We start from the raw sequence: 14,661 nt of genomic DNA, 5'->3' as shown, positions 1-14,661 counted from the left end.
TTTCCAACTACACATAATTAATTAAGAACAAATAACAACCTGTACAGTGTTTAAACCTAACGACTGATTAACCGCGCCAGAATGTCGGTGTAAACAACACTAATAACGTAAATATCTCTAATCGCCCAAATACCATAGCAATGGCTAATAACCATTTAGCACCATCACTAATTGCACCATAGTGTGCAGCAACGTCGCCTAAGCCTGGGCCTAAATTATTTAAACAGGCTGCGGTGGCAGAAAATGCCGTTATGTTATCCATCCCCGTGCCCATTAATGCCAGCATGATGATCACAAACACCAACGCGTAGGCAGAGAAAAACCCCCAAACAGCTTCAACTACTTTATCTGGTAACGCCTTACGTCCCAATTTTATTGAGTAAATAGCACGAGGATGCACAAGGCGGTTAAGCTCACGCACCCCTTGTAGATAAAGTAAAAATACCCGCACTACTTTCATCCCACCACCAGTGGAACTCGCACAGCCGCCTATAAAGCTAGAAAATATCAACAGTATTGGCAGGAACAGCGGCCAAGCTGAAAAGTTATCCGTAGCAAAGCCTGCGGTTGTGCTAATTGATACAGCCTGAAACAGTGCCTGATCAAGTGTTTCATCGCCATTAGCATAAATGTTATTCGATGACAGCACAGCAAAGCACACCACAACTAGCACCAGTTGAATAAACAAAAATACTTTAAACTCAGGGTCGCGTATGTACACTCTGAGATTTCGACTAGAAACGGCCGCATAATGCAAGGTGAAATTAGCGGCAGCGATAAGTAAAAATATCACGCAAATAAAGTTAATTAATGGACTGTCAAAGTGCCCCATAGAAGCATCGTATGTAGAGAATCCACCGATCGCAACAGTAGAAAATGAATGGCAAATTGCATCAAACCAGTTCATTCCAGCAGCCCAATATGCCAACGCACAAGCAATGGTGAGCGACACATAAATATACCAAAGATGTTTAGCGGTATCGGCAATACGTGGTGTCATTTTCGAGTCTTTTACCGGACCTGGAATTTCAGCTCGGTATAGCTGCATACCACCAACACCCAGCATTGGCAGTACTGCCACGGCAAGTACGATGATCCCCATACCGCCAAACCATTGCAGTTGCTGGCGATAAAACAGCACAGATTTTGGTAAATATTCAATACCGGTAAGTACTGTGGCACCCGTTGTGGTTAAGCCAGAGAAGGCTTCAAAGACCGCATCGGCTAAGGATAAGTTAGGCTCTTGTAGGAAAATAAGTGGCAGTGATGCGAACGCTCCCAGAACCAGCCAAAATAACACCACGATTAAAAAGCCTTCTTGCGCTTTTAAATTACCGTGTTCTTGACGATTAGGGTAATAAGCAGCTAAGCCAATAATCACACTAAAGATAAACGCCAATACAAAAGGTACACCGCCACCATCTTTATAAATTAGCGATACAATTGCCGGCGGCACCATAGTAATACTAAATAGAACAACCAGTTGGCCGAGAATTTTAATGATGGTACGAAATTGCATGTAGCTATCGCTTTTATTATTAGTTAATCGTTCTGATGGATTGTTATTGTCTTACTGTTTAATACTTAACTCAACCGCGCCATGGCTCAAATCATAAATATCTTTAATCGCTTGCACAGCTTGACGGCTATCAATCGTGATAACCCATTCAATATTAGCAGTAAATTGCTTTTCTATAGTAAGAACTTGGTATTGTGTCTTTAATAACTGCTCGATTGCGCCTTGAATACTGTAATCACTATAGCCAATCAGCTCAACACTCGGTACCTTTACTGTCGTTGTTAAATGCGTCAAAGCATTATTCAACGATCCGCCATATGCTCTAACTAGGCCACCAGTGCCCAGTTTTATACCGCCAAAGTAACGAGTTACCACTGCGGTAATTTCCCCAAGCCCAGAACCAACTAACACGTTGAGCATAGGTTTACCTGCGGTACCGTTCGGTTCGCCATCATCAGAAAAGCCATAAACATGGCTGCCGCCAGGATTACCGGCGACATGTGCCCAGCAATTATGACGAGCATCACTGTATTTATTTGCAATTTCACCAATAAACGCTTTTGCTGATGCTAAATCTGGCGTATGTGCAATGTGTACAATAAAAGTGCTTTTTTTTATCTCTTCTTGATAAAAAACGGGCGCTGCGGGGTAATTATATTCAGACATTATTTTATGTACTTATACAAAAATGGGGCCGACAGGCCCCAATTCTAACCCTGACAAACGATCAATCTAATGCTAGATCGCGAGTCATATTTTCAAGGTTGTCTTCATGAACGATGATGTTATCTTCGATCCGAATTCCACCAAATGGCTTAAACGCTGCAACTTTATCCCAGTTAATAAACTGCTTGTTGTCGCTTTGCGCTAAATCACCCAACAGTGAGTCGATGAAGTATAAACCAGGTTCAATCGTAAACACTTGGTTTTTTTCAATTAAGCGTGTGCAACGTAAGAAAGGATGCCCTTCAGGTGGCGCTTGATGGGTGCCCTTCTCGTCAGCCATAAAACCGCCCATGTCATGTACTTGTAAACCAAGATGATGGCCAAGCCCATGTGGGAAGAAGGTCGACGTAATACCGCGTTCAAAAATTTCAGCAGCTGGTAGCTTAACAATATTAAAATCGCTGAGTACTTGCGCAACACGTTGGTGGCAATCTAAATGCAATTCACCATATAACATGCCTGGCTTTAATGCTTTACCCAAGGCAATTTGATGCTGTGTCATAGCTGCAATTAATTCAGCAAACTCACCGGACTTTTTAAAATCATAAGTACGAGTAATATCAGCAGCGTAACCATTAAAATTAGCACCTGCATCAATTAAAAATGAATGATGTGTTTGCGGAGCTTGCGGCTCAAAATGGGTGTAATGTAAAATAGCGCAGTTTTCGTTCAGTGCGACGATATTACCATACGGCATTTCATTTTCACTTTGGCGTGTCGCTATTAAGTAGGCTTGTTGAATATCAAACTCAGAACCACCATTAAAGAACGTATCGCGAGCCGCTTTATGGCCATCTACGGCAATACGATTGGCTTGGCGTAAACATTCAAGCTCGTATTGCGTTTTATAAGCACGGTGGTAATTAAAAAAGTTTAATACCGGCTCTGGGTTCATCACACTAAAACCGAGTGCTTGCGCTACTTCTAAATATTCACCGATATAAGCATAATTTGCTTTGTCGTAAGGTAACCATTTTTCGACTTGATCAGGTTGCAGCAACAGCTCTATGTCAAAATAATCAGCCCAAAAATCACGCGGCTCATCAGGTACTTTATGCCAAAAATCAACCGGACGATAAAAAATAAGTTTTGGTTTATCACTGCCATTTATAACAATCCAGCAATGTGGATTATCGATGACCGGTAACCAAGCTTTAAAATGCGGGTTAACTTTAAACGGATAATACATATCGTCTAAAAACTGGCGTTTAGCTTGTCCTGAATGGATCACTAAACCTTCTAATCCTTCACGCTCAATAATAGTACGAGTACGCTGCTGCAGTGTTGCAATATGTTCGGCGTATAAAACGGCTAATTTATCCATAGAAAACCCATCTGTTAAATTTAACTTATTTCAAGTCTAACATAGACCCTGTTTAACCCCAATGCAGATGCGCTAAAGCACTTGCGCCTTAGCCACCCATTTTCATATCCAATATTGGTGCCAATATATTCCCCTCTCGACCCAACCGCGTGTGGTAAACCTGCCGATAAGCATAGACATTTTTTACGTATTCTCGCGTTTCACGGTACGGGATCAGTTCTATCCATAACTCAGCGGGCATAGCCTCATCAGGTAACCATTTTTTTATGCGATGGTAACCCGCGTTATACGACGCGGTTGCAAGGACCTCATTACCCCGATTTTTCTTTTTTAAATACTCTAAATACTCAGTGCCTAAGCGAATATTCGTGTTCGCTTGATTTAAACGCGCCCCAGAAACAGTGCCTTTATTTACATATTTTGCTGTACTTGGCAGCAACTGCATTAAACCACGCGCATTGGCATGAGAGCGCGCATCGGGAGCAAAAGAACTTTCACGGCGCGAAATAGCAATGCTCCACGTTACATCAATATGATTGCGTTTACTGTAGCGCTCAAATAAATCTTGAAAAGCAAATGGAAATCGCAGTTCCACATAGTCCCATGCTTTAATTTGCGCCAAGGTATAAATTGTACTGTCGTACCAATCTAATTCTGCCGCTAGTTTTGATGCGGCTAACTTTTCTTCATCACTCGAGGTACCCGTTAAGTAGTTCCACTCTCTGCGCGCTGAAGTAAAACGCTCAAGTTCATAAAAAGCTTTTGCTCGTTTAAAACCGGGTGCCTGCGCTACGTCTGCCACTAACTTATCACTAACAAGTAATGGTTGGTTATTAAGCTCAACCGGTAAACCCAACCGTGCAGCGGCTAAAAAGCCATAATAATCACGCTCTTTCGCGACGGTTTGCCAAATTACTTTAGCACGCTCGTTGTCACCGCGTTGCGCTAAACTGTACGCCAACCAATATTGTTGACCCAGACTGAGGTTTTCTTTACCGGTAAAAAATGCCACGATGCCTGACCAATCTTGGGTTTTCAACATATTACCCAATTGCCACTGCATAAGTTTACGGTCTTGGCGATCTTTCGGTACTTTACTCAACCAAAAACGCGCCTCGGGGTGGCCACTCGATGCCAGCGCTAAAGCAAAACTATAATAAACATCAGCCTTTTGCTCGTCAGAATAGTTAAACATTTTATCTAACTTTTCCCATGCCTTGAGTGCCAAGGTTTTATCTCGCCAAATTAGCCGTTTAATGCCGTAATGAGCAATTTCACTTTCTTTAACTGTTTTATTTTTATAGCGATACATTCCCGCAGCGGCACTTGGATCGCTGCGAACTTTTCGGTAAAAGTCAGCCAAGTATTGCTCATTTTTCGGTAATAAGGTTTTTAAGTATGGCAGTAAGCTTTGTGATCCCCCTTGTGCCGATAACGTAATGCGTTGCCATATTTGCTCTTGGCTCATATAACCTTTTTTACGCCAAGTATTGAACAGTGAGTCGCATTCTTCTGGCTGTGATTTCCCGACAGTCCATAAATTTGTTACTTGACTCATTATCGCTTGTTCCGGCGCTCCTAAATCAAGCTGATACTGCAGGTAAGTGCAAGTCAGCTCACTATTTGTAGTCTCTCGATAATTATTAATAAAAGCGGCCTTACGGTTTTGCTTTTGCAAACGTTGTAACCATGCTTTACGCACTGGCCACTCTAAAGGCGTATTTTCATAAATAGTTAAATAGCGCTCAATTTCAGATTGGTGCTCAATATCAGGATGGCGCTGCCAATAGACTTGTTCCACATAAGGCTTTAATGGATGGTCTAGCTGTGCCGTAATTTCTTTAAACTTTTGATAACTAGCATATTTAACTTTTTTTTCAGCATCTAAAAATGCGTCATGTTCCGTATTAGCGTAGGCAGAAAATAAAGGAAATAATAATGCTGCTGCCGTTACACTTAAAAATTGTTTTTTCATGATGACCTTAAATATTCAAAGGTAAATAAAAGACAAACACTTCGCCTACACCTTAGCACCAAACAAGCTATATTTTAACCAGTAGTAAGACACCACAGTAAATTTTTCGTTGCATTTTTAATTTAAAGCAAGCACACTGATTGAAATGCAAACTCATCGTACCAGTCTTAGTTCACTAACTAGGGAGAATAATAATGTTATATAAAAGCGATTCCTTTGAAGTTGCTTTCATCAAGGATAATATCGCCGAGTTCAAATTTTGTGTTGCAGGTTCTGTAAACACTTTGTCTCAGCAAACCTTGAAAGATTGCGCCAGCGCATTACAAGAATTAGCCGCAAACAGCGATATCAAAGGCATGATTTTTACCAGTGATAAAGACCACTTTATTATTGGTGCCGATATTTTCGAATTTTTACCTACCTTTACTAAACCAGAAGCTGAATTAGTTACCTGGATCAAAGATGCCACTGATGTTTTTGATGCATTAGAAGATCTACCTTTCCCAACCCTAAGCGCTATAAATGGCTTAGCACTTGGCGGAGGATGTGAGTGGGTACTTGCTACCGATTATCGTGTTGCAAGCTCTACTGCAAAAATTGGCCTTCCAGAAGTAAAACTAGGCATTATGCCTGGATTTGGTGGCACAGTACGCTTACCACGCATCGTTGGTGCCGATAATGCCATGCTTTGGATCACCTCTGGCGCTGAAAACCGCGCTGCTGATGCCCTTAAAGTAGGCGCTATTGACGCAGTAGTTAGTGCTGACAAACTTATAGAATCAGGTATTTCAACACTTGAATTAGCAATTGCTGGCAAGCTGGATTGGCAAGCTAAACGTAACGTTAAGCTGCAACCACTTAAATTAAACCGCGTTGAGCAAGGTATGAGCTTTGCAATGGCTGAAGGTATGGTAATGGGTAAAACCAAAGGCCACTACCCAGCCCCTATTATGGCAGTTCGCACTATTAAAGCAGCAGCTAACTGTGAACGCGCCGAAGCAATGGCGATTGAAAATGCCAACTTTGCTAAATTAGCACGCACTCCAGAAGCGGCAGCCCAAACGGGTATTTTCTTAGCAGATCAATACATCAAGGGTAAAGCGCGTAAGCAAGCAAAAGCCAGTGATGTAACAATTAATCAAGCCGCTGTACTAGGCGCAGGTATTATGGGTGGCGGTATCGCTTACCAGTCAGCTTATAAAGGTACACCTATTATAATGAAAGACATCCAACAGGATGCCCTTGATTTAGGTATGGGTGAAGCATCTAAGCTATTAGCTCAAAAAGTGCAACGCGGCCATATGGCGATGGACAAGATGGTTGCAACGTTAGGTAAAATCAAACCAACCCTTAACGATAGCGACTTACAAAGTGCTGATATCATCGTTGAAGCAGTTGTAGAAAACCCTAAAGTTAAACAATCAGTGTTAGCACAACTTGAAAAAGATATGCCAGCGGGTACTATCTTAACTTCTAACACTTCTACTATTCGTATTGACGAGTTAGCAACAGCTCTTGAAAAGCCTGAAAACTTCTGTGGTATGCACTTCTTTAACCCAGTGCCAAAAATGCCATTAGTTGAAATTATCCGCGGTGAGAAAACCTCAGAGCAAACGATTAACGCCGTTGTTGATTACGCTTTAAAGCTAGGCAAATCACCTATCGTTGTTAATGATTGCCCAGGATTCTTTGTAAACCGTGTATTATTCCCATACTTTGCCGGCTTTAGTAAATTAGTTGTTGAAGGCGCTGATTTTGCCAAAGTAGATAAAGTAATGGAAAACGTATTTGGCTGGCCAATGGGTCCTGCATACTTACTTGATGTTGTTGGTATTGATACGGCTTACCACTGTACTGGCGTGATGGCAGATGGCTTCCCTGAGCGCATGTCACGTGCCGAAAAAGATCCTGTAACAATATTCGCTAACGAAAAGCGTTTTGGTCAAAAGAACAAAGCGGGTTTCTACCAGTATGCACCGGATCGCCGCGGTCGTCTGAAAAAAGCTCAAGATCCACAAGCAGTTGAGCTACTTAGTGCAATCACTGATGCACCAAAAGAGTTTGATAAACAAGAAATTATCGACCGTTGTATGGTACCAATGATCAATGAAGTGCTACTGTGTTTACAAGAAAACATTGTTGCTTCTCCACAAGAAGCTGATATGGCACTTATTTACGGTATTGGTTTCCCTCCATTTAGAGGCGGCGCGTTCCGTTACTTAGATCAAACTGGGCTAGCTAACTTTGTTGCAACAGCAGACAAATACGCTCATCTAGGTGCGATTTACCAAGTATCTGAACAAACTCGTAAATGGGCTGAAGAAGGCCGTATTTTCTATAAGGTGGAAGGATAAGACCATGAATACTCCAGTAATTGTAGATTGTATCCGCACGCCAATGGGCCGTTCAAAAAACGGTGTATTTAAACATAAGCGTGCCGAAGATTTAAGTGCCCACTTAATGAAGGGCTTACTTGATCGCAACCCAGCCGTTGATCCAGCATCGATTGACGACATCTATTGGGGTTGTGTACAACAGACTTTAGAGCAAGGTTTTAACGTTGCTCGTAATGCCGCATTACTTGCCGGCATTCCGCACACAGTGCCTGCGGTAACAGTAAACCGCTTATGTGGCTCATCAATGCAAGCATTACACGATGCTGCACGCGCAATCATGACTGGCGCTGGTGATACCTACATCATTGGTGGTGTTGAGCACATGGGCCATGTGCCAATGACCCACGGTAATGATTTTCACCCAGGCTTAGCAACTTCAATTGCACAAGCATCTGGCTCAATGGGCTTAACCGCAGAGTACCTTGCAACTATTCACGGTATTACCCGTGAGCAGCAAGATCAATTTGCCTATCGCTCACATCAACGAGCTCATGCAGCCACGGTTGAAGGACGTTTCCGCCGCGAAATCCTTGCAATGGAAGGTCATGACGCAGATGGTTCACTGATTTTAGTTGAAGATGACGAAGTAATTCGCCCAGAAACAACGGTAGAAGGCTTATCACAGCTTCGCCCAGTGTTTAACCCGGCATCAGGCTCAGTCACTGCGGGTACTTCTTCAGCTCTTTCTGACGGCGCATCAGCGATGCTAGTAATGAGCGAAGAAAAAGCCAAAGCTTTAGGCTTACCAATTCGTGCTCGCGTTAAAGCCATGGCGGTTGCTGGTTGCGATCCATCAATCATGGGTTACGGCCCGGTACCGGCGAGTAAGAAAGCATTAGCACAAGCCGGTATCACTATTGATGATATCGATGTTGCAGAGCTTAACGAAGCATTCGCAGCACAATCACTACCAGTATTAAAAGATTTAGGTCTTGCTGATGTGGTTGACGAAAAAGTGAATTTAAACGGCGGCGCTATCGCTCTGGGTCATCCTTTGGGTTGTTCTGGTTCACGTATTAGCACCTCACTTATTCACTTGATGGAAGATAAAAATGCACGCTATGGTTTAGCAACTATGTGTATTGGTTTAGGCCAAGGCATCGCAACCGTATTTGAACGTGTTCAAGATTAATAGAACGCATTAAAACCTCGGTGATAAAAGCCGCGTTGATTAAATCAACGCGGCTTTTTTATGATTAATTTTTGCCGTTAAGCTTTGCCGCTTTATACGCACAAATGAAGTGACTTTATTTATCAGGCCGAGGTCGTTAAACTAGCAACCTTAAATTAATCGTTAAACGCTAATAACAGTAAAGGTTACGCCATGAGTTTTGAGAACCCCGATCACCAATTAGACGCCATCGGCCTACGCTGCCCGGAGCCTGTAATGATGATCCGAAGCGCGGTACGCAAAATGGAAAATGGCGAAACTTTATTAATTATTGCCGACGACCCCTCCACCACCCGCGACATCCCCAGCTTCTGCCGCTTTATGGATCACACCTTAGTCGCCAAAGAAGTCGATGCCGTACCTTATCGGTACTTAGTAAAGAAAGGGTTGTAAGAGCTATCAGCTATCAGCTATCAGCTATCAGCTATCAGCTATCAGCTATCAGCTATCAGCTATCAGCTATCAGAAAATTTATTGGTTAAGCTTATTAAGTTCAAGTAATAAGTAATACTGCTTTTATTTAAACCGTAATATGTCATATAGGCTTCTAATAACTGATTCTTATCAATTGTACTTTGACCTTTATAACCAAAATTTGTTAAGTAGCCAGTATTATTAATTTCTTTACGATTTAAAACTCTCTTAATTACTTTTATATATAACAGAAAGTTAAAATCTTTATAGCTAGCTCTTTTACTCTTAAATGTATTAGTTTCATACTCTGATAAATTGAACTGTTGCTCAAATCTGCTTATTTTTTCACGGTTTATGATAAGGCTATTTAGTGAGTTTTCTAAACCGAAGTTCTGCCCAGCTAGGCGTAACTTCGAGTTCGTAGTTTGTATATTAAAATTAGGATTATCCATTTTTAATTGGTCAATAACATAATCATATTCTGGGTTGCTAGTTACGTAAAGGCACAACAGAACAGATAAAAGTACAATATCTATAGTTTTATGGCTCTCTACTAGCTCTATTGAAGTGAGTAATCGTTCAGCAAATTGAATTGCAGTTCGCGGAGACAGCTCTTGCCAGCTAGCAATGGAGGCAATTAAAAGCAGTACCTTTTCTTTCAATTCATTATTATCATTAAAAACATAAGGAAATAAAATTATCCCTCGACTACTCAATCCACAATCGTTAAGTATTGAAATATCACAATTGGCTTTTAATAAGTTTGCAGACACGCTTACGTCAAGGTGATACTTAGTATCAAAAAATCGCTTAAGATAGTCATTTGCATTAAAATCACTCCCGTATAAAGCTTTTATTGTGTGCTGCAGCTCTTCCGTGTGTGTTGAAACAACTATCACTAACCCTTCAATATCGAAGATATGCTTTATGGCTTCAAGCATTTCTACTGCATAAGTTGGGCGGCAGCGATCTAACTCATCAATAAAAATGAATGCAGGATAATCACGAGCTGTTGCTTGCAGTCCATTTTTAGGTTTTTCAATAGAGTATTTAACTAACTCTTTAATTGTAGCTTTTAGTTCTTTTACGCCTTTTTTATAATCTCTATGCTCTTTGAATGCTTGGGTCGTCATAGCTTCCATTGCTGCGGATAAATCTAATGATTTATTATTTTGTGATGATGGCGTAACTTCTGTGTCAGAGCTTTCATCAACAAATAAATCTTCAATATCAAATCCACCATAGCGTTTAACTAACGCTGCTAGAATTTTAGGTAATACTGATATGCCAATATTCTTAAAGCTTTTTCTTTTGGCTTGAGTTAAATGACTTTTGTTAATTGTTTCTAATAGTTGCTCTTGAATTTCAGCAAGAACGGTAATAATGGGTGAATCCATAAAGTCATTTGACCAAGCATCTATATAGACAACTGGATGCTCATATTTTAAGTCCTCAGCCCAGCGCTTTACAAAGTAAGTTTTACCTGCGCCCCATTCAGCATTTATGTTAATTACATAAGAGGATTTATTAGGCTTGTCCCTATTTGAGTTTGAGCGGCGAACAAGAATTTTAGTCAGAAGTTCAGCATCTTGCTTTCTATTTAACTGATCTGCAGGATAAGTAACACCATCAATTTTTACTTCTTCATTCCACTGCTTAGTATTCATTCTAACGTCCTTGTCACAAATCTATCAATTCACTCGGGCAACTGAAAGCTGACGGCTTATAGCTTACAGCTCTTATTTCTTAGTTATCGTCACTTTCGGCTCATCGTAATTTCGATAATCAATGCTGACGATGTAGCTGCCTTTTATTGCCGGGGTGAAGCTAAAGTAATTATAGGTAGTGTCACAATCGGCAGTAACGCTTTGCCCTAACGTCAGTGCTTGGCCAGTTGGATCTTGTTCACTGAATCCGCAGTTATAACCTGCGCTCCAATCCATATCAGCTATTTTAAATTCATACACTTTACCCGGTGTTGAAAACTTTACCTGTGCTTGGTATAGCTCAGGAGCAACTTGAGCAAATTCGTATTGTGTTTCAGCATCCCATAAATTGAAATCACCACGTAAGTACATGCTGCGGTCAAGCTCTTGGTTTGGTAGTACGTCGCTAATATCTGGCAATTGTATTTGGCTCGAACAAGCACTTAATAATGCAACCATAGCCACTGTTAATATACGTTTCATCGGTTATCCCTTGTACAAAAAAGCCAGCGTAGCTGCTGGCTTTTTAAGCTAAGCTGAATTGATCTTATTTCTGTAGTACAGAAATATCAGCGATATCTAAAAATAGGCCACTAAGCTGGCTTAGTAATGCTAAACGGTTTTGCTTCACAGCTTCATCGTCAGCCATTACCATCACGTTGTCGAAGAAGTTATCAACACTTTCACGAATACCCGCTAATTGGGCTAGCGCTTCTTGATAGTCGCCAGCCACGTATAACGGCGCTAATTCAGTGGCAAACTTAGCAACTTGTGCCGCTAATACCTTTTCAGCATCATCGCTTAACAAGCTCTCGTCAACAGTGCCTTGCGTTGTAATGTCATTTTTAGCCAGAATATTACTTACCCGTTTATTAGCTGCTGCAAGCGCTTCTGCGGCGTCTAATGTACGGAAGTGACTTACCGCTTTAACACGACGGTCAAAATCAACAGGTTTCGTTGGACGACGTGCAAGTACCGCTTGAATAACGTCTACTTCAATACCTTCGTCTTGATACCAAGCGCGGAAGCGACCGAGCATGAATTCAAATACATCTGCTGATACATTTAAGTTAGTTAACTTGTCAGCAAACAGTGTTTGTGATTTAGCAACGAGATCTAAAATATCAAGTTGTAGCTCTTTTTCAACCATGATACGCAATGCACCAATGGCAGCACGACGAAGCGCAAATGGGTCTTTATCACCTTTTGGTGCTTGGCCAATACCAAAAATACCAACCAGTGTGTCAAACTTATCGGCAATCGCTACTGCGCAGCTGATCAGGTTTGTTGGTAAGCTGTCACCAGCAAAGCGTGGCATGTATTGCTCGTTTTGGGCAATGGCAACATCTTCGGCTTCACCGTCATGGCGAGCGTAATGCATCCCCATCACACCTTGTACGTCGGTAAACTCCATCACCATTTCGGTCATTAAGTCGGTTTTGCTTAACAAGCCAGCTCGCTCAGCCAGCGCTTTATCGGCACCTAACTGCTCGGCAATGTAACCTGCTAGTTCACTGATACGTTCAGACTTATCTTTTAGGGTGCCCAATTGCTGTTGGAACAATACGCTATTCAGTGATTCTAAGCGGCTTTCAAGGGTTTTCTTTTTATCTGTTTCAAAGAAGAACTGTGCATCCGCTAAACGTGGACGTACAACTTTCTCGTTACCAGCAATTACCACACTTGGGTTTTTGCTTTCAATGTTTGAAACAAACAAAAACTTGTTAAGTAGCTTGCCGTCTTGATCAAGTAACGGAAAGTATTTTTGATCGTCTTTCATAGTGTAGATCAGCGCTTCAGCTGGTACATCTAAAAACGCTTCTTCAAATGTTGCAGTTAGCGTTACTGGCCATTCAACCAATGAGGTTACTTCTTCAAGTAAATCTTCATCCATCGCAACTACGGCATTAACGGCTGTTGCTGCGGCTTCAATTTGACTACGAATTTGTGCTTTACGCTGCTCGTAATCAGCAACAACATGCGCAGATTTAAGCACCTCAAAAACATCATCAGCATGTTTGATGGTGATTTTTTCTGGATGATGAAAACGGTGACCTTGCAGTTGGTTACCCACTGCCTTACCAAGGACTTCGCCTTCAATTAGCTGATCGCCAAACAAGATAGTTGCGGTATGAACTGGACGAATAAATTGTGTTTTATTCGCGCCCCAACGCATTGGTTTAGGAATAGGAAGTTTAGCTAACGCTTTATTTACCGCATCAGTCATTAAGGCGGTAGTCTGTTGCCCTGCGACTTTAGCTATGTGTAACAACCATGCGCCTTTGTCGGTTTCAAGTGTTTGCGCTTCACTGACTTCAATACCACAACCACGTGCCCAACCCATAGCAGCTTTGGTTGGCTTGCCATCGGCATCAAATGCGGCTTTGGTTGCTGGGCCACGTTTTTCAACTTCTTTGTCTTGTTGCTGAGCTTCAAGTGCTGTTACTTGTAAACCTAAACGACGAGGAGATGCATACCAGCTTACGCCTTGGTGATTCAACTCTAAACTCTCAAGCTCTGCAGTTAAGTTTGCAGCAAAAGCCTCAGCAAGTTTGCGCAATGATTTTGGTGGCAACTCTTCGGTGCCAATTTCTACTAATAAATTTTCTGCTGACATGCTTACTTATCCTTACACAGCGGGAAACCAAGCGCTTCACGTTTATCATAATAACTTTGTGCACACGCTTTAGATAGCGCACGAACGCGCAAGATATAACGTTGGCGCTCTGTCACTGAAATCGCGTGACGTGCATCTAATAAGTTAAATGCGTGTGATGCTTTCATCACTTGCTCATAGGCTGGTAATGGTAGGCTTACTGCAATTAGCTTTTCGCTCTCGGCTTCGCATTTATCAAACTGGGCGAATAAGTCTTCAACATTTGCATGTTCAAAGTTATAAGTTGATTGCTCAACTTCGTTCTGATGGAATACGTCACCGTAAGTAACACGGCCCATTGGGCCATCAGCCCAGACTAGATCGTAGATGCTATCTACGCCTTGAATGTACATAGCTAAACGCTCAAGACCGTAAGTGATTTCGCCAGTAACTGGTGAGCATTCTAAGCCACCTACTTGTTGGAAGTAGGTAAACTGGGTTACTTCCATACCGTTTAACCAGATCTCCCAACCAAGACCCCAGGCACCTAGCGTAGGTGATTCCCAGTTGTCTTCTACAAAGCGTACTTCGTCAGTCAGGGTATCAATGCCAACAGCCGCTAACGAGCCTAAATAGAGCTCCTGAATGTTATCTGGCGATGGTTTTAATACTACTTGGAATTGGTAGTAATGTTGTAAGCGATTTGGATTTTCACCATAACGGCCATCGGTAGGACGACGACATGGTTGCACATACGCGCTCGACATCGGCTCTGGGCCAATCGACTTTAAAAATGTTTGTGGGTGGAATGTACCCTGTCTCTTATACACATCT

At 41.8% G+C, this 14,661-nt stretch carries 11 protein-coding genes; 3 read left to right on the top strand and 8 right to left on the bottom strand.

Annotation, left to right across the window (positions count from 1 at the left end; all coding sequences use genetic code 11):
• Positions 1 to 67 precede the first annotated feature (67 nt).
• The 4 genes from ENH88_RS00210 to ENH88_RS00195 form a co-directional block, all read right to left on the bottom strand.
• Entirely contained in the window at positions 68 to 1,519 is a 1,452-nt protein-coding gene (locus ENH88_RS00210) for a TrkH family potassium uptake protein (protein WP_304178240.1), read from the bottom strand.
• 51 nt (positions 1,520 to 1,570) lie between these two features.
• Positions 1,571 to 2,185, bottom strand: a complete 615-nt coding sequence (locus ENH88_RS00205; RefSeq protein WP_304178238.1) for a YigZ family protein — start codon at positions 2,183 to 2,185, stop codon at positions 1,571 to 1,573.
• Positions 2,186 to 2,246: 61 nt separating this feature from the next.
• Positions 2,247 to 3,569 (bottom strand): Xaa-Pro dipeptidase, encoded by a 1,323-nt coding sequence (gene pepQ / locus ENH88_RS00200; protein ID WP_304178237.1) that lies wholly within the window; start codon positions 3,567 to 3,569, stop codon positions 2,247 to 2,249.
• An 88-nt stretch (positions 3,570 to 3,657) separates the two neighbouring features.
• Positions 3,658 to 5,544: a transglycosylase SLT domain-containing protein gene (locus ENH88_RS00195; protein ID WP_304178235.1), complete on the bottom strand. Its 1,887-nt coding sequence runs from the start codon at positions 5,542 to 5,544 to the stop codon at positions 3,658 to 3,660.
• 194 nt (positions 5,545 to 5,738) lie between these two features.
• Between ENH88_RS00195 and fadB the strand changes: the two genes are divergently transcribed.
• The 3 genes from fadB to tusA all read left to right on the top strand — a co-directional run bounded on the left by fadB (position 5,739) and on the right by tusA (position 9,504).
• Entirely contained in the window at positions 5,739 to 7,898 is a 2,160-nt protein-coding gene (gene fadB / locus ENH88_RS00190; protein ID WP_304178233.1) for a fatty acid oxidation complex subunit alpha FadB, read from the top strand.
• A 4-nt stretch (positions 7,899 to 7,902) separates the two neighbouring features.
• Entirely contained in the window at positions 7,903 to 9,072 is a 1,170-nt protein-coding gene (gene fadA, locus ENH88_RS00185) for an acetyl-CoA C-acyltransferase FadA (RefSeq protein ID WP_149983177.1), read from the top strand.
• 192 nt (positions 9,073 to 9,264) lie between these two features.
• Positions 9,265 to 9,504 (top strand): sulfurtransferase TusA, encoded by a 240-nt coding sequence (gene tusA / locus ENH88_RS00180; RefSeq protein WP_304178230.1) that lies wholly within the window; start codon positions 9,265 to 9,267, stop codon positions 9,502 to 9,504.
• A gap of 62 nt (positions 9,505 to 9,566) precedes the next feature.
• Here the strand turns inward: tusA and ENH88_RS00175 are convergent, their stop codons facing one another.
• The 4 genes from ENH88_RS00175 to glyQ all read right to left on the bottom strand — a co-directional run.
• Positions 9,567 to 11,192 (bottom strand): KAP family P-loop NTPase fold protein, encoded by a 1,626-nt coding sequence (locus tag ENH88_RS00175; RefSeq protein ID WP_304178228.1) that lies wholly within the window; start codon positions 11,190 to 11,192, stop codon positions 9,567 to 9,569.
• 72 nt (positions 11,193 to 11,264) lie between these two features.
• On the bottom strand, positions 11,265 to 11,714 hold the full coding sequence (locus ENH88_RS00170) for a hypothetical protein (protein ID WP_304178226.1): 450 nt from the start codon (positions 11,712 to 11,714) through the stop codon (positions 11,265 to 11,267).
• Positions 11,715 to 11,778: 64 nt separating this feature from the next.
• The gene (glyS, locus tag ENH88_RS00165) at positions 11,779 to 13,848 is read right to left on the bottom strand and encodes a glycine--tRNA ligase subunit beta (protein ID WP_304178224.1); all 2,070 of its coding nucleotides are present in this window, start codon (positions 13,846 to 13,848) and stop codon (positions 11,779 to 11,781) included.
• A gap of 2 nt (positions 13,849 to 13,850) precedes the next feature.
• A partial coding sequence (gene glyQ / locus ENH88_RS00160; protein WP_304178222.1) for a glycine--tRNA ligase subunit alpha occupies positions 13,851 to 14,661 on the bottom strand: 811 nt, incomplete at its 5' end.

The organism is Pseudoalteromonas prydzensis, assembly GCF_011050055.1.
Lineage (GTDB): Bacteria > Pseudomonadota > Gammaproteobacteria > Enterobacterales > Alteromonadaceae > Pseudoalteromonas > Pseudoalteromonas prydzensis_A.
The sequence above is the reverse complement of the archived record's forward strand: the minus strand, read 5'-3'. Positions and strand labels throughout refer to the sequence as shown.